Origin of the sequence: Meridianimarinicoccus aquatilis (assembly GCF_004358675.1) — a bacterium.
Taxonomy (GTDB): domain Bacteria; phylum Pseudomonadota; class Alphaproteobacteria; order Rhodobacterales; family Rhodobacteraceae; genus Meridianimarinicoccus; species Meridianimarinicoccus aquatilis.
Map to the genome: position 1 here is coordinate 1 of NZ_SMZO01000044.1, position 24,019 is coordinate 24,019.

The 24,019-nt window shown below is 59.2% G+C and carries 22 protein-coding genes and 1 pseudogene; 15 read left to right on the forward strand and 8 right to left on the reverse strand.

Annotated features, from left to right (window positions below; translation table 11 throughout):
* The 3 genes and pseudogenes from E2L05_RS15460 to E2L05_RS15470 all read right to left on the reverse strand — a co-directional run.
* Window positions 1-562: hypothetical protein (locus tag E2L05_RS15460; RefSeq protein ID WP_133343788.1), on the reverse strand; the 562-nt coding region annotated here is incomplete at its 3' end.
* Between the two features lie 261 nt (window positions 563-823).
* Window positions 824-1,258: pseudogene (locus E2L05_RS15465) on the reverse strand (IS5 family transposase); the annotation flags it as partial.
* An 87-nt stretch (window positions 1,259-1,345) separates the two neighbouring features.
* Window positions 1,346-2,038, reverse strand: a complete 693-nt coding sequence (locus E2L05_RS15470; RefSeq protein WP_133343789.1) for a hypothetical protein — start codon at window positions 2,036-2,038, stop codon at window positions 1,346-1,348.
* Between the two features lie 436 nt (window positions 2,039-2,474).
* Between E2L05_RS15470 and E2L05_RS15475 the strand changes: the two genes are divergently transcribed.
* From E2L05_RS15475 to E2L05_RS15505, 7 genes are all read left to right on the forward strand, one after another.
* Entirely contained in the window at window positions 2,475-3,785 is a 1,311-nt protein-coding gene (locus tag E2L05_RS15475) for an AAA family ATPase (protein ID WP_133343790.1), read from the forward strand.
* Window positions 3,782-4,873 (forward strand): ParB/RepB/Spo0J family partition protein, encoded by a 1,092-nt coding sequence (locus E2L05_RS15480; RefSeq protein WP_133343791.1) that lies wholly within the window; start codon window positions 3,782-3,784, stop codon window positions 4,871-4,873. Before E2L05_RS15475 ends, E2L05_RS15480 begins: the two co-directional genes overlap by 4 nt.
* Window positions 4,874-5,096: 223 nt before the next feature.
* The gene (locus E2L05_RS15485) at window positions 5,097-6,386 is read left to right on the forward strand and encodes an amidohydrolase family protein (protein ID WP_133343792.1); all 1,290 of its coding nucleotides are present in this window, start codon (window positions 5,097-5,099) and stop codon (window positions 6,384-6,386) included.
* Between the two features lie 29 nt (window positions 6,387-6,415).
* Entirely contained in the window at window positions 6,416-7,402 is a 987-nt protein-coding gene (locus tag E2L05_RS15490) for a BMP family protein (RefSeq protein WP_133343793.1), read from the forward strand.
* A gap of 83 nt (window positions 7,403-7,485) precedes the next feature.
* Complete coding sequence (locus E2L05_RS15495; protein WP_133343794.1) at window positions 7,486-9,012, forward strand: ABC transporter ATP-binding protein; 1,527 nt, start codon at window positions 7,486-7,488, stop codon at window positions 9,010-9,012.
* Complete coding sequence (locus E2L05_RS15500) at window positions 9,002-10,051, forward strand: ABC transporter permease (RefSeq protein ID WP_133343795.1); 1,050 nt, start codon at window positions 9,002-9,004, stop codon at window positions 10,049-10,051. Before E2L05_RS15495 ends, E2L05_RS15500 begins: the two co-directional genes overlap by 11 nt.
* Window positions 10,048-10,992, forward strand: coding sequence for an ABC transporter permease (locus E2L05_RS15505; protein ID WP_133343796.1), 945 nt, complete (start codon window positions 10,048-10,050; stop codon window positions 10,990-10,992). Before E2L05_RS15500 ends, E2L05_RS15505 begins: the two co-directional genes overlap by 4 nt.
* A gap of 3 nt (window positions 10,993-10,995) precedes the next feature.
* Here E2L05_RS15505 and E2L05_RS15510 read toward each other — a convergent pair whose 3' ends face one another.
* Window positions 10,996-11,892 (reverse strand): LysR family transcriptional regulator, encoded by an 897-nt coding sequence (locus E2L05_RS15510; RefSeq protein ID WP_133343797.1) that lies wholly within the window; start codon window positions 11,890-11,892, stop codon window positions 10,996-10,998.
* 154 nt (window positions 11,893-12,046) lie between these two features.
* Here E2L05_RS15510 and E2L05_RS15515 point away from each other — a divergent pair, with 154 nt between their 5' ends.
* Genes E2L05_RS15515 through E2L05_RS15550 form a run of 8 tightly spaced genes read left to right on the forward strand, consistent with a single transcriptional unit; the run spans window position 12,047 to window position 19,452 of the window.
* Window positions 12,047-13,171, forward strand: coding sequence for a BMP family ABC transporter substrate-binding protein (locus E2L05_RS15515; protein ID WP_133343798.1), 1,125 nt, complete (start codon window positions 12,047-12,049; stop codon window positions 13,169-13,171).
* Between the two features lie 10 nt (window positions 13,172-13,181).
* A complete protein-coding gene (locus E2L05_RS15520) occupies window positions 13,182-14,291 on the forward strand; it encodes an ABC transporter permease (protein ID WP_133343799.1) in 1,110 nt (369 codons plus the stop codon).
* Window positions 14,288-15,208 carry an ABC transporter permease gene (locus E2L05_RS15525; protein WP_243722008.1) on the forward strand — a complete coding sequence of 307 codons (921 nt, stop codon included), beginning with the start codon at window positions 14,288-14,290 and terminating at the stop codon, window positions 15,206-15,208. Before E2L05_RS15520 ends, E2L05_RS15525 begins: the two co-directional genes overlap by 4 nt.
* 10 nt (window positions 15,209-15,218) lie before the next feature.
* Entirely contained in the window at window positions 15,219-16,238 is a 1,020-nt protein-coding gene (locus E2L05_RS15530) for a formamidase (RefSeq protein ID WP_133343801.1), read from the forward strand.
* A complete protein-coding gene (gene biuH, locus E2L05_RS15535; protein WP_133343802.1) occupies window positions 16,235-16,927 on the forward strand; it encodes a biuret amidohydrolase in 693 nt (230 codons plus the stop codon). The genes E2L05_RS15530 and biuH overlap by 4 nt, the downstream gene beginning before the upstream one ends.
* Window positions 16,924-18,447, forward strand: a complete 1,524-nt coding sequence (locus E2L05_RS15540; protein ID WP_133343803.1) for an ABC transporter ATP-binding protein — start codon at window positions 16,924-16,926, stop codon at window positions 18,445-18,447. The genes biuH and E2L05_RS15540 overlap by 4 nt, the downstream gene beginning before the upstream one ends.
* A complete protein-coding gene (locus E2L05_RS15545; protein ID WP_133343804.1) occupies window positions 18,444-19,118 on the forward strand; it encodes a cysteine hydrolase family protein in 675 nt (224 codons plus the stop codon). The genes E2L05_RS15540 and E2L05_RS15545 overlap by 4 nt, the downstream gene beginning before the upstream one ends.
* A complete protein-coding gene (locus E2L05_RS15550; RefSeq protein WP_133343805.1) occupies window positions 19,111-19,452 on the forward strand; it encodes a cupin domain-containing protein in 342 nt (113 codons plus the stop codon). The genes E2L05_RS15545 and E2L05_RS15550 overlap by 8 nt, the downstream gene beginning before the upstream one ends.
* Before the next feature lie 155 nt (window positions 19,453-19,607).
* Here E2L05_RS15550 and glnT read toward each other — a convergent pair whose 3' ends face one another.
* The 4 genes from glnT to E2L05_RS15570 are packed head-to-tail and all read right to left on the reverse strand — an operon-like array spanning window position 19,608 to window position 23,857.
* Window positions 19,608-20,915 carry a type III glutamate--ammonia ligase gene (glnT, locus tag E2L05_RS15555; protein ID WP_133343806.1) on the reverse strand — a complete coding sequence of 436 codons (1,308 nt, stop codon included), beginning with the start codon at window positions 20,913-20,915 and terminating at the stop codon, window positions 19,608-19,610.
* 10 nt (window positions 20,916-20,925) lie between these two features.
* Window positions 20,926-22,263: an FMN-binding glutamate synthase family protein gene (locus E2L05_RS15560; protein ID WP_133343807.1), complete on the reverse strand. Its 1,338-nt coding sequence runs from the start codon at window positions 22,261-22,263 to the stop codon at window positions 20,926-20,928.
* An 11-nt stretch (window positions 22,264-22,274) separates the two neighbouring features.
* On the reverse strand, window positions 22,275-22,958 hold the full coding sequence (locus tag E2L05_RS15565) for a GltB/FmdC/FwdC-like GXGXG domain-containing protein (RefSeq protein ID WP_133343808.1): 684 nt from the start codon (window positions 22,956-22,958) through the stop codon (window positions 22,275-22,277).
* A 2-nt stretch (window positions 22,959-22,960) separates the two neighbouring features.
* Window positions 22,961-23,857: a class II glutamine amidotransferase gene (locus tag E2L05_RS15570; protein ID WP_133343809.1), complete on the reverse strand. Its 897-nt coding sequence runs from the start codon at window positions 23,855-23,857 to the stop codon at window positions 22,961-22,963.
* Window positions 23,858-24,019: the final 162 nt, after the last annotated feature.

Sequence of the window (24,019 nt, forward strand, 5' to 3'; positions counted from 1 at the left end):
CAAGGATCTGCGTCGTGCCGACGTCACCTTCCGCAAAGGTGATCGTGCCGGGATTCTCGATCAAGCCCGTGACTTCCATCAACGGGCCGACGGTCAAGGTGACGGCCGATGAGGCGAGCGCAAGTTCACCCGGAATACCCGAGAAGACGGACCTATCCCATGTGAAATCCTTATGCAGTTCGAACCTGGACGCGGCTTTTTCTGGCTCGTCGCCCGAATAGGGCACGAAGTTCCAGTTGCCAGCAAACTTGCCGCCCAAGAACTTCACGGTCGCCGGAGCGATCGCCCCAAATCCGAGCGCGCGGTATTCGTTGCTCTGGATGGATTTGCCTATGGTTGCACTGCCGACGGTGAAAGTGCCGCTGCGGAGTTCGAAAATGGACGGGCCGTCCCAGGCCTGCATTGAGAAATCGTCTCGCGTGTGATCCTGATCGAGGAATAGAGTGCCCTCAGGAAACTGGAACTCACCGGTGAAAAAGTTGTTCACATAAATCGCTTGTGGACCGATGAAGGCTTGAATGCCCGGATTGTCGATCGGCCCGGGGATGAACCCGCATCCCAACCCGTAGTTCCAATTCTCGCAAGTGGCGAAGTCACCTTCCCCTGTGAATGCGAAACCGTTTATTGTAATTGAACCGCTTGAAATTGCTGCGCTTGGGATTGCGCACATAAGGGTAAAAAGGCTTACGCCGCACTTGAATTTGCTAATCAAAACTTGCGTCCTGTGCTTGTTTGACAACGGGGAAAATACGTCACGTCTTATGACGAAAAGCTATCGCGTCAGCTTTTTCTCTGTCAACACGGGCGGTGTTTTTTTTGGGGGCGCGGGGCCGGTGTAATCTCCGACTTGTTTCACTGTGACGAACAGATTAAGAGCACGTCCCCGGCTGTCACATATCGCGTGGGGCTTGATGTCTGCCGCCTTTCGTTCGACCGATCAGGCGTCCGCGGCCGCCTTTTTTGCGGCCATGCTGGTCGCTGTTCGATGTGCCTTAAGGTCAGTCGCGTCGATCATCACTGTCATCTGTACGTCGTGATCGGCGGCCACCCCACCATCATGCGCGCGAAGATGCCCTTCTCGCTCCAGCGCTTCCAACCGCTGTAAAGCGTCTAGTACGGGCCATAGGCTTCGGGAGCATCGCGCCACCTTAACCCGGTACGATTGATGAAGATAATCCCGCTTAAAACGTGAAAATCATCCATCGACGCGCGGTTTGCCGCGAGACTTCGGATCATCCCGCTCAATCAAGTATCCCAGTCACACACGCACTGAGTTTATATTGTTGCAGACCCACTTCAAATCTAGGTGCGCAAAATATGAACTTTTTGCGCGCAACTTGGATTATCATGAAGAGCTTATGAAAACGCGGTGCACCTCAGGTGCGAATTCTTGTACTGCGCGCGTCATACGGGCAATGGCATGAGTGTTGAGATAATTGGCATGAAATCCAGAAGGTGCTTCCAACTCAAGAATACCATGCCTCAGGCCGGAACGCTTGACTTGAACCAGCCAGTTCCCATGAAACACTGGATCGTCGCGGTAGAGTAGCGAGAGCGCTTGGTCCCATTCCGTCCCGCCTTCGGTCTGTTTAGGGGTGGGAAATGCAACAACCTTATGGTTGGTTTCAGGAGTTAAATCGTGATGTTTGCCCATCGACGCCAGTCGGAGTTCAAAATCTGGACCAACACTTTTCCACGAAGACCTTGTGTCGTATAGTACGCGCTCCCAATCGATAGCATAGGTCGTCACCCTGCCCCGTGCTGCTGGTCGCTTGATGTACACCCACCCTGCGGTTTTCAGTTTTGCGAGTTCACGCTTCACTGTTCGTTCGTCAACTTGCCACAAACGGGCCAGTTCAGCCCGGCCCATTGTCAGTTCATCACGCTGCCAATTGTACCGGGCTGTGATCGCGGTCATGAAACGAAGCACGAGACGTTGCTCGAATTTGCTTCCGCCACAAGCGTGCGCTCCCAATGCGGTAAGCACATCATATTTCTTCGAGGCAGCCCCCTGCCCCATGGGTCGCTTGGCCAACATGGGCCTGCTCCTGCTTTGCCTCGGGGTGCTTCCCCTGCCCGCTTCTTGAATGAGTGGACGCTTTTCAGATTGTGATCCGATTTAACGTCCAAACGCACAGTGAGTCAAGAATAGGCTGACATGAAACGTGCGCTTGATCTGAAATTTAAAAGAATATGGGTATTAAAGGTAATGGGGGACGCTCAGGGTGTCCCCCATAGGGCAATTCTTGTCCCCTCATTTGGGCGAGGGTGTCATATTTTGTCCCCCGAATTTGGCAAAATACACCATGCGGTGAACCAATCTATGGCGGTGACTGATTCGCCCTAAGGGCATAGATCCTGCGAGAATACGCTGATCTTGTTATAATACACTTAACAACAAAAATCCCTTTTGCCAATTCTGGAAAACAAGCGTATTTCAGGAAGAGAGCACAATTAACGTCTAGTGAGGTACAATGTACACCTATCAAGACTTGCAGGCACTTCAGGCCCAGTCTCTCAAGCTTCAGGGCTGGATCCGCCGTCAAACCTATTCGCCTGAACTGGAAAAGACGCTCCGGCGTTTTTCGTCTTGGGAGGTGTCAGAGCTGATCTTCAAGGTCAATCAATCGACATTTCGCGGACGTTTGGCCGCCGATCCGAGCCTGCCTGCTGGCGAAGTAGAAGAGGATGGTCGGCAGCGCTGGTTCTCGTTGGAAGAGATAAACGAGCTACGGCGACGCATGAAGATCAATCGCAAGACGTTGATGCCGCCGCGTCCGCAAAACAAACGCGCAATCCGGGCAGCTATTGCCAACTTCAAAGGTGGCGCCGGGAAGTCGACCGTTGCATTGCATTTCGCTCATGCGGCGGCGTTGGACGGCTATCGTGTGCTGTGTGTCGACTTCGATCCGCAGGCTACTTTGAGCCATTCAATGGGGTTGAGCGACGTCAGCGAAGACCACACTGTTTGGGGTATAATGGCGCGTGATCTGATCCGCGAAACTGATCGTATGAACAATGCGGCGACCGGCGCCGCAAGTGGCGCTACCCTGCCCCAACGCCGGTTGCCATCATCGGTTCGGGATATGGGCCTTGAGGATCTGCGTGTGTCAGATTTCATCCAGCCGACGAGCTGGCCGACCATCGATATTGTCCCATCCTGTGCGAACGCGGCCTTTGTCGAGTTTGCGTCTGCCCAGTACCGGCATTTGAACCCGGACTGGTCTTTCTTTGCGGCGGTGGCCCGCTACCTCGATCAGATACCGGATGATAGTTATGATCTGATCATTTTTGATTGCCCACCGGCCATTGGGTATCAGTCGATGAACGCAGTGTTTGCGGCAGATGTTCTTTATGTTCCGTCGGGGCCTGGGTATTGGGAATACGACAGCACGACCAGCTTCATTGGTCAGCTTAGCGAGGCACTTGAAGACCTTGATGCAGGGTTCAGTCAGGTGTCGTTCCCCGCGGGGAACGCAGGGTCCCCGAAGGCATTTTTGGATGTTCGGTTTCTACTGACACGGTTTGAGCCGGGAAACGAATTGCATCGAGCGATGTATGAAGCTTTTGGCAAAGTGTTCGGCGATCGATTGGCTGAACACCCAATTGAATTGACTCGCGCGGTAGAGCAGTCGGGCCGTTTTCTGAGTTCAGTGTATGAAATAGACTACAGGAACATGACCCGCGAAACTTGGCGACGCGCGCGCGCGACGTTTGATCGAGCTTATGGCGAATTTCGCGATACGCTGATCACTGCGTGGGACGAGATGGAGGACAAGGCATGAGCCGGAAGCGTAGAATGTTCAACATTGACATGCCGGATGAACCCGAGGCTCCCCAAGAGGTTTTGCCTGGCGAGGCACGGCGCGGTCCGATGGCCAGTGCGGTGCGCGAGAACGCCGATTCCTTGCGTGAGCGAGCGGAGGCTGAAAAGGCAATCCGCGACGAGAATGATGCGTTGGCCCATGAATATGTTCGTATGAAGGGGCAGGGTCTGGTGATTCAGCGGGTTGCGTTGGATCTTGTTCTGACGGGAAAGTTGACCCGCGACCGTCGAGAGGTTGATCGCGACGACCTTCGAGAATTGTGTGACAGCATCCGAGCAATAGGTCTCTCTAACCCAATTCAAGTGGAACGCTGTGGAGACAAATTCGAATTGGTGCAGGGTCTTCGGCGCTTGTCAGCATTTCGGCTTTTGGACGCTGAAACGCCTGATGGAACATATGCTGAAATCCCCGCTGTCGTGACCGAGCAGGGCGAAACCCTTGACACGCTTTACCGGCGCATGGTCGACGAAAACCTGATCCGCTCCGACATTAGTTTCGCTGAAATGGCGGCCTTGGCGCAGGCATATTCAGACGACCCTGACACAAGTGCATCCACCGTGGATGAAGCGGTCCAGTCGCTCTACGGGTCGGCGGGCAAGCAGAAGCGAAGCTATATTCGCGCATTCGCGAAAATGCTTGATCTTATTGGTCCACGGCTGGAGCACCCAAACGCGATCCCACGCGCGCTTGGTCTGTCGCTTCGCAAGAAACTGGAAGATGTGCCGGAAAGTCGAGCTGAGCTAGAGGCGAGCTTGTCGGCACATGCCGGGCGAAAGGCCGAAGATGAATTGGAAGTGCTGCGCCAGTTTTGCGAAGGTGGGGAAGAGCCAACTCAGCCGTTCCCCGCGGGGAACTCCAGTGCTCCGAAATCAAAGCCACGACCGGCACGAACGACGTTTCAGGTTCAAAGCCGCCTTGGACCCATCAAATGCACGGCGTCGCAAGGGCGTTTGGAATTGCGCGGCGATGCGGACTTTTCTGCCTTGGAGCGTAAACGGTTAGAGGACGCCGTGGCGCGGTTCTTGCAGGGGTTGGATCAGGTATAGCTTTGATTGAACAGCGTAAGCATATGAAAAGAAACAAATAAAAGCCCATAGATGAACGTTCCTGTCTGGAAATCCGACATCTGCTCATGTTCCCCCAATAACGTGCACGGGGGTGCCGAATTTTTGGGCGCTGATTGCAAATTAAGCGCCGCTGGCCACGCGGAGGGTTGCAAACTGGCGCAAGGGCGGTTGAACTCGGCCGGACCAATGGGATGAGGCCGGGATGTTCGATCTAATCGTTGAAAACGCGACGCTTGCAAGCGGGGACAGCGTGGTCGACATAGCGGTGAAGGATGGCCGCATCTTAGCGATTGAACCGAATATCGCGGCGGATGCCCTTCGCCGTGTTTCGGCGAAAGGGTGTTTGGTCTGTCCACCATTTGTGGATGCTCATTTCCACATGGACGCAACGCTGTCCCTTGGAATGCCGCGAATGAACGTGTCGGGAACGCTGTTGGAAGGCATCGGCCTCTGGGGTGAACTTAAACCGATCCTCACATTCGATGGGCTTGTTGAGCGTGCATTGCGCTATTGTGACCTGGCGGTTTCGAAAGGGTTGCTGGCAATACGCAGTCATGTGGATGTTTCCGACCCACGCTTGTTGACCGCTGAAGCGATGATTGCGGTGCGCGAACAGGTCAAACCCTATATCGACCTGCAACTGGTCGCTTTTCCGCAAGATGGGTATTTTCGTGCGCCCGGCGCAGTCGAGCTTTTAAGGCGCGCTCTTGATATGGGGCTCGATGTAGTGGGCGGTATCCCGCATTTCGAAAGAACGATGGCCGACGGCAAGGCATCTGTCGAAGCCCTGTGCCGGATCGCGGCGGATCGCGGTTTGCCGGTGGATATGCATTGCGACGAAAGTGACGATCCACAGTCGCGCCATGTGGAAACGCTGGTTGAACAATCAATGCGCCATGGCCTGCAGGGCAGGGTGGCAGGCTCGCATCTGACCTCCATGCACTCCATGGATAATTACTACGTATCGAAACTCATCCCGCTTATGGCCGAAGCTGATCTGCAGGTCATTGCGAACCCGCTTATCAACATCACCTTGCAAGGTCGCCATGACACCTACCCCAAACGCCGGGGCCAGACTCGGGTCCCTGAATTGATGGCAGGCGGGCTTAACGTGGCATTCGGCCATGATTGCGTGATGGACCCTTGGTATTCCATGGGCTCCGGCGACATGCTCGAAGTCGCCTCCATGGGTCTGCATGTTGCGCAAATGACATCGCGCGACGCGATGCGGCAGTGTTTCGACGCGGTCACGGTGAATGCAGCGCGCGCCATTGGCCTGACCGACTACGGGATCGAAGTTGGCAAGCGCGCCGATATGGTCGTTCTGCAAGCAGCTGATCCAATCGAGGCGATCCGCCTGCGCGCAAACCGTCTGCATGTTATTCGCGGCGGGCGGATCATCGCTGAAAACCCACCGCAAGTTGCGACGCTGAACTTACCCGGACGCCCGGCTTCCGTGAACCCGGCAAGCTACGCCCCGGCACACCAATAATAACCATAGATCAACAGGAGAGACACCAAATGGCATCACTGATCCGCCCGAACCGCCGCACCATCCTGAAAGGCGCTGCCGCCAGCACGCTGGTACTGGCTGCGCCGCCGGTCTTGGGGCAGGCGAAATTCAAAGTGGCCGGCCTGCACGCATCGCCAGTTGAAAATGCGTGGAACTCGCGCCTGCACGGCGCGATGGTCGAAGCCGCCTCTGACGGGGCAATTGAATACGTCTTCTCCGAAGGTGTCGCTGCCACAGACTATGGTCGTGCTGCGCGCGAGTATGCTGAAAGCGGCGTTGATCTGATCGTCGGCGAAGCCTACGCGGTTGAACGTGAGATCCGCGAGATAGCTGGCGACTACCCCGATGTGGCCTTTTTGATGGGGTCTAGCGGTCAACCTTCCGGCGACAATTTCGGAACATTCGGTACGTGGAACCACGAAGGGGCATATCTGGCCGGGATGCTCGCAGGCAAGATGAGTGAAACAGGGAAGTTCGGTGCGGTTGGCGCAATTCCGATCCCGGAAGTGAACCTGTTGATTAATGGCTTCCGCGCTGGCGTAGATGCTGTTCGTCCCGATGCCGAACACCTGATCGGTTTCATCGGAACGTTCTTTGATCCCCCCAAGGCGCGCGAAGCCGGTCTGGCCCAGATCGATGCTGGCGCTGACATTCTGTTCGGGGAACGGATCGGTACCGCCGATGCCGCGAAGGAACGTGGGATCAAGGCAATTGGCTCGCTGATCGACTATACCCCGCGCTACCCCGAAACCGTGTTTGCAAACGCGATGTGGTATTTCCGGCCTTTGCTAGATGCGGCCATTGCTGACAAGCAGGCGGGCGGACCGAATGCAAACGACTACACGCCTTTCTGCCTGATGAAAGAAGGCGGGAACGACATTGTGTTTTCGGAAGGTATGGTTCCTGCAGACGCCATTCCGGCCATGGAAGAGGCGCGCGCGGCAATCAAGGCGGGCGAACTCGAGGTGCCCGTGGATATGTCTGAACCGACCTGAGCCGACGCCCTGCTTTCGTTCACACGAGGGCAGGGCACGCCAGCCAACTTTGCCAGGAGAAGTCGCATGACGGTGACGGGCGTATGACTCAAGAGCCGATCCTTCGGCTTGACGGGATCACCAAACGGTTCGGTGCAATCACCGCAAACGAGGATGTGACCATTGCGCTTGCTCCGGGTGAGGTGCTTGCGCTGCTTGGCGAAAATGGGGCTGGCAAGACCACGCTGATGAACATCCTGTTCGGCCACTACATGCCGGATGCGGGGACGGTCACGGTGGGGGGACAGGCGTTGCGCCTTGGCGTTCCGCGCGATGCCATCGCTGCCGGGGTTGGCATGGTCCACCAGCATTTCACACTGGCCCCGAACCTGACGGTACTTGAGAACGTGATGTGCGGGACCGAACCGCTTGTATCGTTCAGGTCGGGCAGGGCGGCCGCGCGCGCCAAACTTGCGGGGCTGGCGGATCGCTTTGGTCTGGCGGTAGATCCCGACGCCCATGTCAGTGCCTTGTCGGTTGGCCAGCAACAACGAGTCGAGATCCTCAAGGCCCTCTATAACGATGCACGCATACTGATTCTGGATGAACCAACGGCGGTTCTGACCCGCCCAGAGGCCGAGCACCTCTTTGCGACTTTACGCGATATGGCGCAGCAGGGGCTGTCGATTATCTTTATTTCCCACAAGCTGCACGAAGTCATGGCCGGAGCAGACAGGGTGGTTGTGCTTCGCGGCGGGCGCGTCACCGCAGAACGGAAAACAGGCGCGACCAGTCAAGCTGAACTGGCAGAGCTTATGGTCGGCCGCCGTGTTGAACGCCCGGTCCGGCAGGCCAATCCGGTCGGGCCCCTACTGATCGAAGCGCGCAAGGCCGACGTTCCAATGCCCGGTGGTACGCCGCTCAGGTCAGTTGATTTCAGCCTGCGCGGCGCAGAAATCCTTGGCATCATCGGCGTGTCCGGGAATGGGCAAACAACCTTGGCGCATCTGTTGTCTGGTTTGGCGCGTCCGTCGAACGGCGAGGTGCTGATACTTGGCCAGGACGCGCGGGTCTTGAGCGCGGCAAAGATGGCAGCTATGGGCGTTGGCCGCATCCCTGAAGATCGCAACACCGAAGGGGCGGTGGGCAGTTTCCCATTGTGGCAAAACGCTGTGCTGGAACGTCTGTCAGATGTTCGGTTCTCGCGGTTTGGCGTCGTTCGGGGTGGGGCCGCGCGGCGATTTTGCGCCGATATTGCCACCCGGTTTGATTTGCGCGGGGGCGGGCCCGAGACGGAAACACGGCAGCTTTCGGGTGGGAACATGCAAAAGCTGATCCTTGGTCGAAACCTTGCTGATGCCCCTCGCATCCTGATCGCTGCACAGCCGACGCGGGGTCTGGACGAAGGGGCAATCGCTGCCATGCATGCAGAGTTGCTTGCCGCTGCCAAGGGCGGAACAGGGGTTGTCCTGATTTCCGAAGACTTGGATGAAGTTATCGCACTGGCGGATCGCGCGCAGGCGATTGTGAATGGCCGCTTGTCACCACCCGTTGCCGCCGAGGATCTGGATGCCCAGCGGCTTGGGTTGATGATGGCCGGCGTATGGGAGGGTATGGCCGATGCGGTTTGAACGTCGGGAAAAGACGTCTGCCCTGCTTGGTATCGCAGCGCCCCTGATCGCAGTGGCTGTTGCCTTGGCCATGTCGGGCGTGCTCATCGCTCTGGCCGGTGCGCCGGTGCTCGAAGCGTATGGCCGCATCGCGATTGGGGCCTTCGGGTCGAAGCTGGCGATAACCGAAACGCTGACATGGGCGACACCGCTGATCCTGACGGGGCTGGCTGCAGCGGTCGCCTTTCGCGCGCAGGTCTGGAACATCGGCGCAGAGGGGCAGCTTTACGCGGGTGCGCTTGCCGTTGCCGCCCTTGGCGCGGCCAATCCGCTGGGCTTGCCGCCCGCCGCGCTGATCGTTGTTCTGATGGTGGCGGGGGCGATTGCCGGTATGGTGCTGCTTGTGGTGCCTGTCATGCTGCGGTTGCGCTTTGGCGTGGACGAAGTCGTGACCACGCTGCTGGGCAATTTCATCGTCCTTCTGTTCGTGTCCCTCGCGGTCGAAGGGTTCTTGAAAGACCCCTTGGCCTTCGGATGGCCGCAATCGGTTCCCGTCGTGATGGAGGCCAGCCTGCCGCGTATCGTGGACAGGTCCCGCCTGCACTTGGGCTTGCCGATTGCCTGCGGTCTGGCGGTGCTGGTGTTCCTTGTCCTTCGCTATACTGTGTTCGGGATGCAGTCGCGTGCTGCGGGCCTGAACCCGGCGGCGGCAAGATTTGCCGGAGTACCGATTTCCGGCACGTTGATCCGGGTCGCTTGTCTGTCTGGGGGGCTTGCAGGGCTTGCTGGCGCGATCGAAGTGCTTGGGGTCAAAGGCTACGTCACCACCGACCTGTCGCCCGGTTTTGGGTATTCGGGCATCGTGGTCGCCATGTTGGCAGGGTTGAACCCGCTGGGAGTCGTGCTGGCCGCGCTCTTCGTGGCGGCGATGTTTGTCGGAGCTGATGGCATGAGCCGAACGCTTGATGTCCCCAGTTTCATCGCCGATGTAACCGTCTCTTTGTCGCTGCTTACGATGCTGATTGCGCTGTTCTTCACCAGCTGGCGGGTGCGTAAATGACCGATCTGATCGACATCCTTTTTACTGTTGGGCTTTGGTCTTCTGTCCTGCGTATTGCAACACCGCTGATTTTCGGCACGCTTGGCGCGCTGCTGTGTGAAAGGGCAGGGGTGCTGAACCTTGGCATCGAAGGGATCATGACCTTTGGCGCGATGGCGGGATGGCTTGCTGTTTTCATGGGGGCCGATCTGTGGACGGGAATTCTGGTCGCTGCGCTGACCGGGGCGGCCTTTGGGCTGGTTCATGCCGCGCTGACCGTGACGCTGGGACTGTCGCAGCATGTGACGGGTCTGGGGATTACGCTGCTCGCCTCGTCCTTGTCCTATTACATCTTTCGTCTGGCCGTTGACGTGCAAGGCACGCCGCCGACCATCGAACCTTTTGCGCCCTTGTCTGTTCCCGGTCTCTCCGACTTGCCGTTGATCGGGCCCGCGCTTTTTACGCAAACCGCGCCTACCTATCTCGCCATCGCGCTGGCCGGGGTGCTGGCCTATGTCCTGTTCCGCACGCCGCTTGGACTTGCCGTGCGCATGACCGGCGAAAACCCTCATGCCGCCGAGGCGCAGGGCCTGAACCCGATCCACATCCGCTATGGCGCTGTCATCGCAGGCTCTGCGCTTATGGCGATGGGGGGGGCGTTCCTGACGCTGGCTGCCTTCAACAGCTTTTTCCCCACCATGATCCAAGGGCGCGGCTGGGTCTGCATCGCGTTGGTGGTCTTTTCGACATGGCGACCTGGCCGGGCGTTGTTCGGCGCACTGTTGTTTGCGCTTTTCGATGCCTACCAACTCAGGCTGCAAACGGTGTTCGGCAGCGCAGTGCCCTATCAATTGTTCCTGATGTTGCCCTATATCCTGTCGATTGTCGCGTTGGTGGTGATGTCGCGCCGAGCGCGGGTGCCTCAGGCGCTGATGAAGCCCTATCGCCGCGGCGAACGCTAGAATTCAGGGTTCCAGCAACGATTTTTCCAACTGCATCGCGAACTTCGCCGCAGCCACCGGAAGCGTGCGCCCGCGGAGCTGACACAAGTACAGATTGCCTGTTGGGACATCGCGCACATCCAGAGGCCTGCTGATGATCCCATCAACACCGTCTTTCGATGGCAGGCCGGCCGGGATCTGAAATGTGACCAATGGCTCTTGCGAGGGATAGTGACGCAGAAATTCAAAGCTGTCTGACTCAACCGTGATCGATAGCTCGACAGTGGACCTCTGGCGCGCAATGTCGATCAGGTGCCGCACGCCGTAAGGCGTTGTCGGCAGCCCGATGGGATAGCCGGACAGATCGCGCAGCCGCAAGGTTTGCTTTGCGGCCAAAGGATGATCCACAGGCAGAACCGCACAAACCGTTTGCGGCACACTGGACAGCACTTGCACTTCGCTCAGCCGGATGGGTTCGAACACGACGGCAATATCCGCTGAGTGATCGACCAAAGCCTGCTCTGCCGCGGCCCGGTCGCGCAAATGCACCCCAAAGGTCACGGCGGGGTGGTCGCGCCGGTATCGGGCAATTTGCTCTGGCAGCACATAGGGCAACAAAGCTTGGCTACACGCGACGGCCACATGACCACGCCGTTCCCCGACAAGGTCCGCGATTTGGCTTTTCAGCTTTTCGACATCGGACACTTGCGTGCGAATGAGTTGGATCAGCAACTCGCCAGCCGGGGAAAGGCGCACACCGCGCGGCAACCGTTCAAAGACGGGCGCGCCCAATTCTTCTTCCATCGCCAAAAGCCGCCGGTTCAACGCGGAGGAGGTGATGGACAGTTGTTCGGCTGCTTTGCGGATGGATCCAGCTCGGGCAATTGCGTCGATATACCCAAGCGATGTGAGATAGCGCATTTCAATCCTGACTGCTGCATTTTTTGCATCGGTTTGCTGCAAACATAGCAGGAGACGTCAGCGCATCAACGGCCCATGGTTAAAACATCCTTGTCGCCCGGCAGTGCATTTCCCCGCGCAGCCGGGCGGCTCAACGTTTAGGAGTTGCTTCTCAATGCCCATGCATCCTTTCACCCGTCGCGGATTCCTTCGTTCAGGCGCCGCGCTCGCCGGCGCGGCTGCGGTATCGCCGCTTTCGATGCGCCCCGCTGCGGCGGCCGGTGACCTGACCGTCGGTTTCATTTATGTCGGTCCCAAAGATGACTTCGGCTACAACCAGGCCCATGCCGAAGGTGCCGCCGCCATAAAGGCGATCGAAGGTATCACGGTTGTGGAAGAAGAGAACGTCGCCGAAACGACCGATGTTCAAAAGACGATGGAGTCGATGATCAACTTCGACGGGGCATCTTTGCTGTTCCCAACGTCGTTCGGTTATTTCGACCCCCATATTCTGGAAGTCGCTCCCAAGTATCCTGACGTGCGCTTTGAGCACAGCGGCGGTTTGTGGTCAGCAGACAAGCACCCATCAAATGTCGGCAGCTACTTTGGCTATATCGGCATGGGTCAGTATCTGAACGGTGTCGCCGCGGGTCATGCGACCAAGACCAAGAAGATCGGTTTCGTGGCTGCAAAGCCGATCCCGCAGGTTCTGCTGAACATCAACTCATTCCTTCTTGGGGCCCGGTCGGTCGATCCATCCATCACCTGCCAAGTGATCTTCACCGGCGAATGGTCCATGGCTGTGCGCGAAGCCGAAGCCACAAACGCGCTGGCCGATGGCGGTGCAGATGTCATCACCTGCCACGTGGACGGACCCAAGGTCGTCATGGAAACAGCAGCCTCGCGCGGTGCGTTCCTGTGCGGCTACCATGCGGACCAATCGCCACTCGCGCCCGACATGTACCTGACCGGCGCTGAATGGAACTGGGCGCAGGTCTATACGGACATGATCAACAAAACTCTCGCTGGCGAGCCCATCGACAACTTTGTCCGGGGCGGGTTGGCCGATGGCTTCATCAAGATGTCGCCGCTTGGGCCGGCCGTGTCCGACGCATCCCGTGCACAGTTCGAAGCGACCAAGGCAGAGATCATGAAAGGTGGCTTTGCCGTCATAAAGGGCCCGCTCAAGGACAATGCAGGCAACGTGATCGCCGCCGAAGGTCAGGCCTTCGCCGAAACGGATGTCACGCTGGAAAGCATGGACTATCTGGTCGAGGGCGTCATTGGGTCCACGTCTTGATGGTTCGACGATGACCGATCACGGCATCACAGGCGGGGTCCATTCTGCGCCGTTTCAGGCTTGGCTCGCCCCTGTGGCGCGCCGGGCCGAGGCGGTGGTGCTTCCGCTAATGGCGTTGCTTGTGGGATTTGCCGTGTTCAGCCTGTTCTTGGTTGTTCAGGGCAAATCCCCGGCAGAGTTTTTCGGGTTGGTCTACAAGGCCGGGTTTGGCACGGCGTTTTCGTGGCAAAACACGCTCTCGCGCACCGCGCCCTTATTGTTCGCGGCCCTGTGCGTCGCTTTGCCAGCCCGGTTGGGATTGGTGGTGATCGGCGGCGAAGGCGCGATTGTACTTGGCGGATTGACAGCCGGTGTGCTGGGCGTGGCCCTTGCGGGGCTTCCCGCCGCACTTGCGCTGCCGGTTATGGTGGCGGGTGCAGCGGTGATCGGTGGGCTTTGGATCGGCACAGTTGGCGCGTTGCGGTACTTTCGCGGCGTGAACGAAACCATCGCCAGCCTGTTGATGGCCTACATTGCCATTGCCCTTATGAACCACTTGGTAGAAGGGCCGTTTCGCGACCCGGCTAGCCTGAACAAGCCCTCCACAGCCCCGCTGACCGACGCGCTCCGGGTTGGTGATATTCCCGGTTGGGATGTGCATTGGGGCCTGTTGGTTGGTGTTGTGGCCTGTGTCTTTTCTTGGGCCTTGATCGATCGGACCACTTGGGGATTTGCCGCGCGGATCGCAGGCGGCAATGTGGGCGCAGCGCAGGTGCAGGGCTTGCCGGTCGGGCGGCTGATCCTTGGTTTCACGGCCCTTGGCGGCGCGTTTGCCGGTCTTGCCGGGTTCTTTGAAGTAACGGCCGTGCACGGGTCGGCCAATGCGTCGCTTGCGTCAGGCTATGGCTATACCGGCATTCTCATCGCGTTTCTGGCGCGCCACAATCCGCTGGCGATTATCCCCGTGGCCATTCTGCTGGCCGGGTTCGAAGCGTCTTCGGGTCTGGTGCAACGGCGCATGGATCTGCCCGATGCGACCACGCTGGTGCTTCAGGGCATCGTCTTTGTGGCAATCCTGATCAGCGACACATTCTATGGCCGCTTCCGCATATTCGCGCCGGAAAGATGGAGCAAACCATGAGCGATCTGGGTATCTGGGCGGTTCCTCTGGCTATTCTTGGCGGCGCGATCCGTGTCTCTACACCGTTTCTGTTCGTCAGCCTTGGTGAAGTGCTGACCGAGCGGTCGGGCCGCATCAACCTTGGCTTGGAAGGCACTCTGGTCTTCGGCGCGATGTCGGGCTACGCCATTGCGTTTCTCACCGGATCGCCTTGGGCGGGGGTGCTGGCCGCTGCCGCTGCCGGCGCATTCTTCGGGCTGATCCACGGGTTGATCTGTTCGCTGCCGCGCGTGAACGACATTGCCATCGGCATTGCCATGATGATCCTCGGAATGGGTCTGGCGTTCTATTTCGGCAAACCCTTCGTGCAACCGGTCGCGCCGGACCTTCCTGCGATTTCCTTTGGCTGGTGGTCTGACCTTCCACAAGTGCGTGCCGCGCTTCAGGTCAATGTGCTGTTCCTGATCGGCGGGGTTGCCGCCTTTGCCCTGTGGTGGATGTTCCGGGCCACCCGCGTGGGCCTGATTATCCGGGTCGTGGGCGACAGTACCGACGCAGCGCGTGCCATGGGCTTGCGTCCGGCGCTTATCCGTACACTTGCCACAGCGGCGGGCGGGGCGTTTGCCGGGGTCGGTGGGGCCTACCTGTCGCTGTATTACCCAGGCAGCTGGAACGAAGGCCTGTCATCCGGGCAGGGGCTTATGGCCGTCGCGCTGGTGATCTTTGCGCGCTGGAACCCGATTGCCTGCTTTGGCGCTGCGCTGCTGTTTGGCGGGGCAGGGGCGCTTGGTCCCGCGCTGCAATCGGTCGGCGTATCCGAAGGGTACTACCTGTATTACGCAGCACCTTATGTGCTGACGCTAGGCGTCTTGATCGCCACCTCGTCGCCCCGGCAGGCGATGACGGGCGCGCCCGGCGAGCTATCCATCACCAAGTAAGGAGAGAGCCATGAACGGGCTTGGAGGTCTGAACAAATCCCCAAACGGTGTTGTCATCGGATTGGTACAACTGAAACTTCCTGACGTGAAAACCAAGGCGGACCTGACGGCGCAAACCGCCCGCGTGGTTGAGCTTCTCGGCAAGGCGCGGCGCAACAATGCCGGCATGGATCTGGTGGTGTTTCCCGAATACATGCTGCACGGCCTGTCGATGGATACCAACCCAGAGATCATGTGCGATCTGGATGGGCCAGAAGTGGCCGCCCTGAAAGCTGCCTGCATCGAGCACGACATCTGGGGCTGCTTTTCGATCATGGAAGCGAATCCTGGTGGCAACCCGTTCAATTCCGGGATCATCATCGACAACACGGGCGAGATGCAGCTTTACTATCGCAAGCTGCACCCATGGGTGCCTGTCGAACCGTGGGAGCCGGGCGATCTGGGCATTCCGGTGATCGACGGTCCAAAAGGCTGCAAGCTGTCGCTGATCATCTGCCATGACGGTATGTTCCCTGAAATGTCACGCGAAGCGGCGTACAAGGGCGCCGAGATCATGTTGCGCACGGCGGGGTATACCGCGCCCATCCGCGAAAGCTGGCGTTTCACCAACCAGTCGAACGCTTTCTGCAACCTGATGGTCACCGCGAATGTCTGCATGTGCGGGTCTGACGGCACATTTGACAGTATGGGCGAAGGGATGATCTGCAACTTCGATGGCAGCACCATTGCCCACGGCACCACCGGCCGGGTGGACGAAATCATCACCGCCGAAGTCCGCCCCGATCTTGTCCGCGAGGCGCGGGTGCACTGGGGGGTGGAAAACAACATCTACCAGCTTGGGCATCGGGGGTATGTCGCCGTGCAGGGCGGGGCAGGGGACTGCCCTTATACGTACATGACCGATCTGGCGGCGGGCCAGTATCGCCTGCCGTGGGAGGATGAGGTCAAGGTCACTGACGGCACGTCCTGCGGGTTCGAGGCCCCCACACGCAGTTACGCCCCAAGCGCGCGCAAAGAGGCCGCCGAATGAAAGACGCCGCCACACAGACCGTTGCCGCCAACCCCTACGCATGGCCGTGGAACGGTGATCTGCGCCCGGAAAACACCGCACTCGTCATCATCGACATGCAGACAGATTTCTGCGGCGAAGGCGGGTATGTGGACAAGATGGGATACGATCTGTCGCTGACCCGTGCGCCGATTGAACCGATCAAGGCGGTGCTGTCGGCGATGCGCGCCGGGGGCTACCATATCATCCATACCCGCGAAGGGCACCGGCCCGATCTGGCGGATTTGCCGCCAAACAAACGCTGGCGGTCGCAGCAGATTGGCGCGGGCATCGGCGATGTCGGGCCATGCGGCAAGATCCTTGTACGGGGCGAGCCGGGGTGGGACATCATCCCAGAGCTTTACCCGCTGGACGGTGAGCCGATCATCGACAAACCCGGCAAGGGAAGCTTCTGCGCGACCGATCTGGAACTGTTGCTGCGCACGCGTCGGATAGACAATCTGATCCTCACTGGGATCACAACTGATGTATGCGTGTCCACCACCATGCGCGAAGCCAACGACCGGGGCTTTGAATGCCTCGTGCTGTCCGATTGCTGTGGCGCGACCGATGCGGGCAACCACGACGCCGCGCTCAAGATGGTGACCATGCAGGGCGGCGTGTTTGGCGCGGTCAGCGACAGCACAACCCTGATCGCGGCCCTGCCATGACACCTGAATTGCCCGAAGGTGCCATTGGTGTCGAAACCCTGCATATGACGATGCGCTTTGGGGGCTTCACGGCGCTGGACGATGTGTCGATCCGGATCGCGCCGGGCAGTTTTCATGCGTTGCTTGGTGAAAACGGCGCAGGCAAATCCACGTTGGTCAAATGCATGATGGGCTTCTACCACGCCACCGCTGGCGAGATGCTAGTCGCCGGACGCGAGGCGCGGGTGCCGGATCCGCGGGCGGCGCATGGGCTGGGGCTTGGAATGGTTTATCAGCATTTTACGCTGGTCCCGTCACTCACGGCAGCGGAAAACCTTGTCATCAGTCGCCCCGATGCGCCGCGTATCATCGACTGGCGGGCCGAACGGGCGGCGCTGGATGCGTTCATGGCGCGCATGCCGTTTCAGGTGCCACTGGATCAGCCGGTGCGCGCGTTGGCGGCGGGGGAAAAGCAGAAGCTGGAAATCCTCAAGCAGCTCTATCTTGGGCGGCGGTTTCTGATCCTGGATGAACCGACCTCTGTGCTTACTCCGTCCGAAGCGGACGAAGTGCTGGGCCATGTGCGCGCGCTGTGCGAAGCGGGCGAGATCACGGTGCTGATGATCACCCACAAGTTTCGTGAAGTGACTGCCTTTGCCGATGAGGTGTCGGTGCTGCGGCGCGGGCGGTTGGTTGGTGCCGGGCGCGTTGCGGACCTGAGCCATTCGGACATGGCCGCGATGATGATGGGCGATGCGGCGATTGCCGAACCGGCCCCGCGCACGGGCACAGCCGGTGGCATCGTCTTGTCGCTGTCGCAGGCGCGGGCGCGGGATCGATCCGGCTTGAAGGACATTGCGATAGACGCGCTTCAGGTGCGGGCAGGTGAAATCGTCGGGATTGCCGGAATATCCGGCAATGGCCAGATGGAGTTGATGGAGATCCTCACCGGGCAGCGGCCGCTGGAGTCTGGCGCAATTACAGTCAAGGGCACACCCTACACGGCGAGCCGCGCCGAAGCGCGAGAGCGTGCGGTGCGCTATCTGCCCGAAGAGCCGCTGCATAACGCCTGTGCGCCGCGCATGTCGGTGGCTGAAAACATCGGGTTTCGCAGCTTCGATCTGAACGGCAGCGGCACGCGGTTCTGGCTGTCAGGGCGCGAAATGCGCAAACTGGCGGCGGACCTGGTGGCGTCGTTCAAGGTCAAGACTGCGTCATTGGATGCGCCAATTGCGGCGCTGTCGGGCGGAAATGTGCAGCGTGCAGTTCTGGCGCGCGAGTTGACAGGTGATGTGGACGTGCTCGTCATATCCAATCCATGCTTCGGTCTGGACGTGTCCGCCGTTTCGGAAATTCGCGCGCGGATCATGGCGGCCCGGAACGCGGGGGCAGGGGTTTTGCTGATGTCCGAAGATCTGGATGAAATTCTGGAACTGTCCGACCGGGTTCTGGTCATGTCCGAAGGGCGCATCGTGCACGAGACAACCGCCGCGGCATCGGACCCGGCAACGCTGGGCCGGCATATGGGGGGCCATGCATGAGCGTTATAACAGCAGCGCCTTTTGACTTCCCATTGCAGTCTGGCGCGTTGGGGCTGATCGTGATCGACATGCAGCGTGACTTCATCGAACCGGGCGGCTTTGGCGCGTCGCTGGGCAACGATGTCACACCGCTTCAGGCCATTGTGCCCACCACAGCGCGCTTGATCGCGGGCTTTCGTGCGGCGGGGCTGCCGGTCATCCACACCCGCGAATGTCACCGCGCCGATCTGTCAGACTGCCCGCCCGCCAAGCGTGGAAGGGGCGGGGCCAGCCCAACCATAGGGGATCCGGGGCCCATGGGCCGCATTCTGATCGCGGGTGAGCCGGGGGCGGAAATTATACCTGAACTGGCCCCGCTGGCAGGTGAGGCGGTGATCGACAAGCCCGGCAAGGGCGCGTTTTATGCCACGCCGCTTGGGGACATTTTGGCTGATCTTGGGTTGCGCCAGTTGGTCTTTGCAGGCGTCACAACCGAGGTCTGTGTGCAATCCACCCTGCGCGAGGCGAATGACCGAGGCTTTGAATGTGTGCTCGCCGAGGATGCCACGGAAAGCTATTTCCCGGCGTTTAAGCAAGCCACGCTTGAGATGATCCGCGCGCAAGGCGCCATTGCCGGTTGGACAGCCACTGTGGACGATATCCTGACCGGAATAGGAATTGCGCATGACTGAAGCATACAGCTTTCCCAATCTCTTGTCGGGTGGATGGCGGAATATGGATTTCGGCCCGTTCCGAGATGGCGTCGAGATTTGTAGACTGGCAGAAGGTTCACCCGAAGTTGCGCTTTTACGCTATGCGCCGGGCGCGAGCGTGCCGTTGCACAGTCATCCGGGGCTAGAGGTCGTGCTGGTTCTGGAGGGGGCGCAAACAGATGAAAACGGCCGTCACGAAACCGGTGCGCTTGTTCTCAACCCGCCGGGCACGCAGCATTCGGTGCAATCAGACGTGGGATGCACCGTGCTGATCCAATGGGAACGCCCGGTCCAGATCCTCGGCGGAATCTGACCAAACGGCTCTTATCGCGCGTTGAACCGGGTCGGCAATGTGATCGGCCTGGATATGCCTCTGCCCAAATTTCAGTTAAACGAAATTACGAAGAACTTCAGAAACTTCCCGCCCACTGAGTAGCGGACGGGCAGGGGAGGCGATGGAAAAGCAGATTATACGTCGAGCGTATTCAGCCTTTCCCATTCCGAGAAATGCGCGGTGTAGGATCGCCATTCGATGTGCTTGATCTTTTGGAACGCAGCGGAAAATTCTTCGCCCATCGCAGCCTTGAAGCCGTCATTCGCATCGAACGCGCGCAGCGCATCAAGAAGGTTCAAGGGAAGGGTGATTGCATCCGTCACAAGGTGCCCTTCGGCATACATATCCAAATCGCACCGCGGGCCGGGATCTGCCTTCTGGGTCAGCCCATCCATCCCAGCGGCGATAATCGCGGCCTGAAGCAGATAGGGGTTTGCCGCCCCATCGGGCAGACGGAGTTCAAACCGGCCCGGACCGGGAACGCGGACCATGTGGGTGCGGTTGTTGCCGGTCCAAGTGACGGTGTTTGGCGCCCACGTCGCCCCGGATGTCGTGCGTGGCGCATTCAGTCGTTTATAACTATTCACCGTTGGATTGGTGATCGCGCACATGGCTGTGGCGTGGGTCATGATCCCGCCAAGGAAATGACGCCCCTGTTCCGACAACCCCATATCGGCACTGGGGTCGGCAAAGGCGTTGGTGGTCCCGTCCATGTCCCAGACCGAGATATGTGCGTGGCAGCCATTGCCCGTCAGCCCTTCGATGGGTTTGGGCATGAAGGTTGCGCGCAAGCCGTGCTTTTCAGCAACCGATTTGACCATGAATTTGAAAAAGCTGTGCCGGTCAGCCGTGACAAGCGCATCGGCGAAATCCCAGTTCATTTCAAATTGGCCGTTCGCGTCTTCGTGGTCGTTCTGGTACGGGTTCCAGCCCAATTCCAGCATGTAATCGCAAATCTCGGCGACAACATCATAGCGGCGCATCACGGCCTGCTGGTCGTAGCAGGGCTTTTCCGCGATGTCCTGAGGATCGGAAATAGCGCGCCCGTCCGGCTCCAGCAAAAAGAACTCTGCTTCAACACCGGTTTTGACGCGTAAGCCTGCCTCTGCCGCCATCGCGACCTGACGGCGCAGCACGTTGCGCGGGGCCTGATCAACAGGCACCCCTTCCATGATCGGGTCGGCGGGCACCCAAGCGACATCGGGTTTCCATGGCAGTTGGATCACCGCCGCCGGGTCTGGCACGGCCAGCATGTCGGGATGGGCGGGGGTCAGATCCAGCCAGGTGGCGAAACCGGCAAAGCCGGCCCCGTCTTCTTGCATCTCGGCGATGGCTTGGGCGGGGACCAGTTTCGCCCGTTGTCCACCGGCCAGATCTGTGAACGAAATCATGAAATACTTGATGCCCTTTTCGCGGGCAAAATCGGCAAGATCTTGTGTCATCGTTATCTCCTCAATACCCGCCGCGACCGGGGATCCAGTCAGTTCCGGCTAGTGGCACGCCCGCCATCGCGGCAGCTTCAACAGTAAGTGCGCAAAGATCCTCTGGCTCCAGATTGTGGACGTGGCTTTTGCCGCAGGCGCGTGCGATGGTTTGCGCTTCAAGCGTCAGGACGTTCAGGTAGTTGCGCAGCCGCCGGCCCGCAGCAATCGGGTCAAGTCGCGCCATGAGTTCAGGGTCTTGTGTGGTGATACCGGCCGGGTCGCGGCCTTCGTGCCAATCGTCATAAGCCCCCGCAGTGGTGCCAAGCGCGTTGTATTCCTTTTCCCATTTCGGGTCGTTGTCCCCCAGCGCGATCAAAGCCGCACTGCCGATGGAGACGGCATCCGCCCCAAGGGCCAGCGCCTTGGCCACATCCGCGCCAGTGCGAATACCGCCTGACACGACCAGTTGCACTTCGCGGTGCATGCCCATGTCCTGAAGTGCCTTCACCGCAGGTCTGATACAGGCAAGTGTCGGCTGACCCACATGTTCGATAAAGACATCCTGCGTGGCTGCGGTGCCGCCCTGCATCCCATCGAGCACAACCACATCCGCTCCGGCTTTCACCGCCAGCGTGGTGTCATAATAGGGGCGCGCGCCACCGATCTTGATGTAAATCGGCTTTTCCCAGCCCGTGATTTCACGCAGTTCAAGGATCTTGATTTCAAGATCATCCGGCCCGGTCCAGTCGGGGTGACGGCAGGCCGAGCGCTGGTCGATCCCGACCGGCAAATCGCGCATGCCGGCCACGCGTTCGGTGATCTTTTGCCCCAACAACATGCCGCCCCCGCCGGGCTTTGCGCCCTGGCCGACCACAATTTCAATGGCGTCTGCCCGACGCAGATCGTCGGGGTTCATGCCATAGCGCGACGGCAGATATTGATAGACCAGTTTATCAGAATGGCCGCGTTCTTCTTCAGTCATGCCACCATCGCCGGTTGTGGTGGATGTGCCTGCCATCGATGCGCCGCGCCCCAACGCCTCTTTGGCGGGGCCGGACAACGAGCCAAAGCTCATGCCGGCGATGGTGATTGGAATTGCCAGTTCAATTGGCTTTGACGCAAAGCGCGTGCCCAGCGTGACCGCAGTTTCGCATTTCTCGCGGTACCCTTCGAGCGGATAGCGCGAGATTGAGGCGCCCAAAAACAGCAGGTCATCGAAATGCGGGACTTTCCGTTTGGCCCCGCCACCCCGAATATCGTAGATGCCGGTGGCTGCCGCGCGGCGGATTTCGGCGTTGATGTCATTCGAGAACGTCGCGCTTTGGCGTGGTTCAGTGCGGGGCGTGCCCGTGTCGTGATCTTTCATTCCCGTGTTCCTCAATACGCCTGCGCGTTGTCGATGTGGAAATTGTACAGCTGGCGGGCGGATCCATAGCGGCGGAATTCGGCCGGGTCGGCATCGACGCCTGCGCGGGCCAACAAATCGTTCAGCAAGTCGATGTGCTCTTGCCGCATTTCCTTTTCGATGCAGTCTGTGCCCAGCGACGCCACTGACCCGCGCACGAAAAGGCGCGCTTCGTAGAGGCTGTCGCCAAGAGCATCTCCAGCATCGCCAAGAACAACCAGATTGCCTTTTTGGGCCATGAAGGCCGACATGTGGCCGATGTCGCCTTGCACGACGATGTCGATCCCTTTCATCGAGATACCGCAGCGCGACGAGGCATTTCCGCGGACCACCAAGAGCCCGCCATGGCCGGTCGCGCCCGCGTACTGGCTGGCATCCCCATCGACAACGACCATACCCGACATCATGTTTTCGGCGACGCCAGGGCCAACCGATCCGGCAACCTGAACCGTTGCGTGTTTGTTCATGCCGGCGCAATAATAGCCCGTTGACCCAGCGATCTTGACAGCGATCGGTGCATTCAGACCCACAGCAAGCGCGTGGCTGCCTCGTGGATTGATGATCTCGTATTCTGCGTTTGACTGGGTGCCGTTCAGGCTTTGTAGTTCTGCATTGACGCTGCGCAGCGCCTGTTCACTCAGATCCAGTATCGTCATGCTTAGCGCTCCCAGAAATAGACTTTTGCAGGCTGCGGTTCCCAGACGCGCGCATCTTTAATGCCCGGAAGGTCCACCAATGCCCGGTATTCCGACCCGAAGGCCACAAAACGGTCGGTTTCCGCCATGACGGCGGGTTTGCACGCGATCGGGTCGCGCAAGACCCCAAAGCCGGTCTCGGTTCCGACCACGAACGTGTAGAAGCCATCAAGATCGTCAAGCCCGGCCTGCAATGCGCCGCCAAGGTTATCGCCGCCCTGCATCCGGCGCGTAAGATAGGCCGCTGCCACTTCGCTGTCGTTCTCGGTTTCGAAATGCATTCCGTCGCGCACCAGTTTGCGCCGCAGCGAGTTGTGGTTCGACAGCGATCCGTTATGCACAAGGCACTGGTCAGACCCGGTCGAAAATGGGTGCGCGCCCAGAGTCGTGACCGCCGATTCAGTGGCCATTCGGGTATGTCCGATCCCATGGGTGCCGTGCATCGCTGCGACGCTGAACTCGGCTGCCACCTTTTCGGGCAGTCCGGTTTCCTTGAAAATTTCGATCCGGTTGCCCTGACTCATGATTCGAAGCTCAGGAAAGTCGCTGCGGATCATGGTCAAAACGGTGTCAGCGGCGCTCTTTGCCAGCGCGATTACGGCGTGAGACCCCTTCTCCAGCAATTGCGCAGGGGCGCCGGTCAGCTTTGCGATCCGGTCCGACAACGCAGGGAAATCCGTCGCCGGGTCCAGCGATTGCACAGTGATCTTAAAGGGTTTTGCGCTGTCTTCGCTATAAATGGCTATCCCGGCACTGTCCGGGCCACGGTCCGTCATTGTGACCAGCATGGCGGTCAGCATCGCACCCAAATCGGGCTCCAGCGTGCTGTCCTTCAGAAACAGCCCAACAATGCCACACATGATTGATTCCCTTTCGTGAATGGTACGTTCATCATCGCTGATAATGTACCGAAGAGAAAGTTTCTTTCTTAAAAAGTAAGATCGGTGCAGGTATTTTTAGCTCGTCAACTGGGCCAAGCGGCATCCGACAACCATCAACATCCCATGATGCCGACGCCGGAC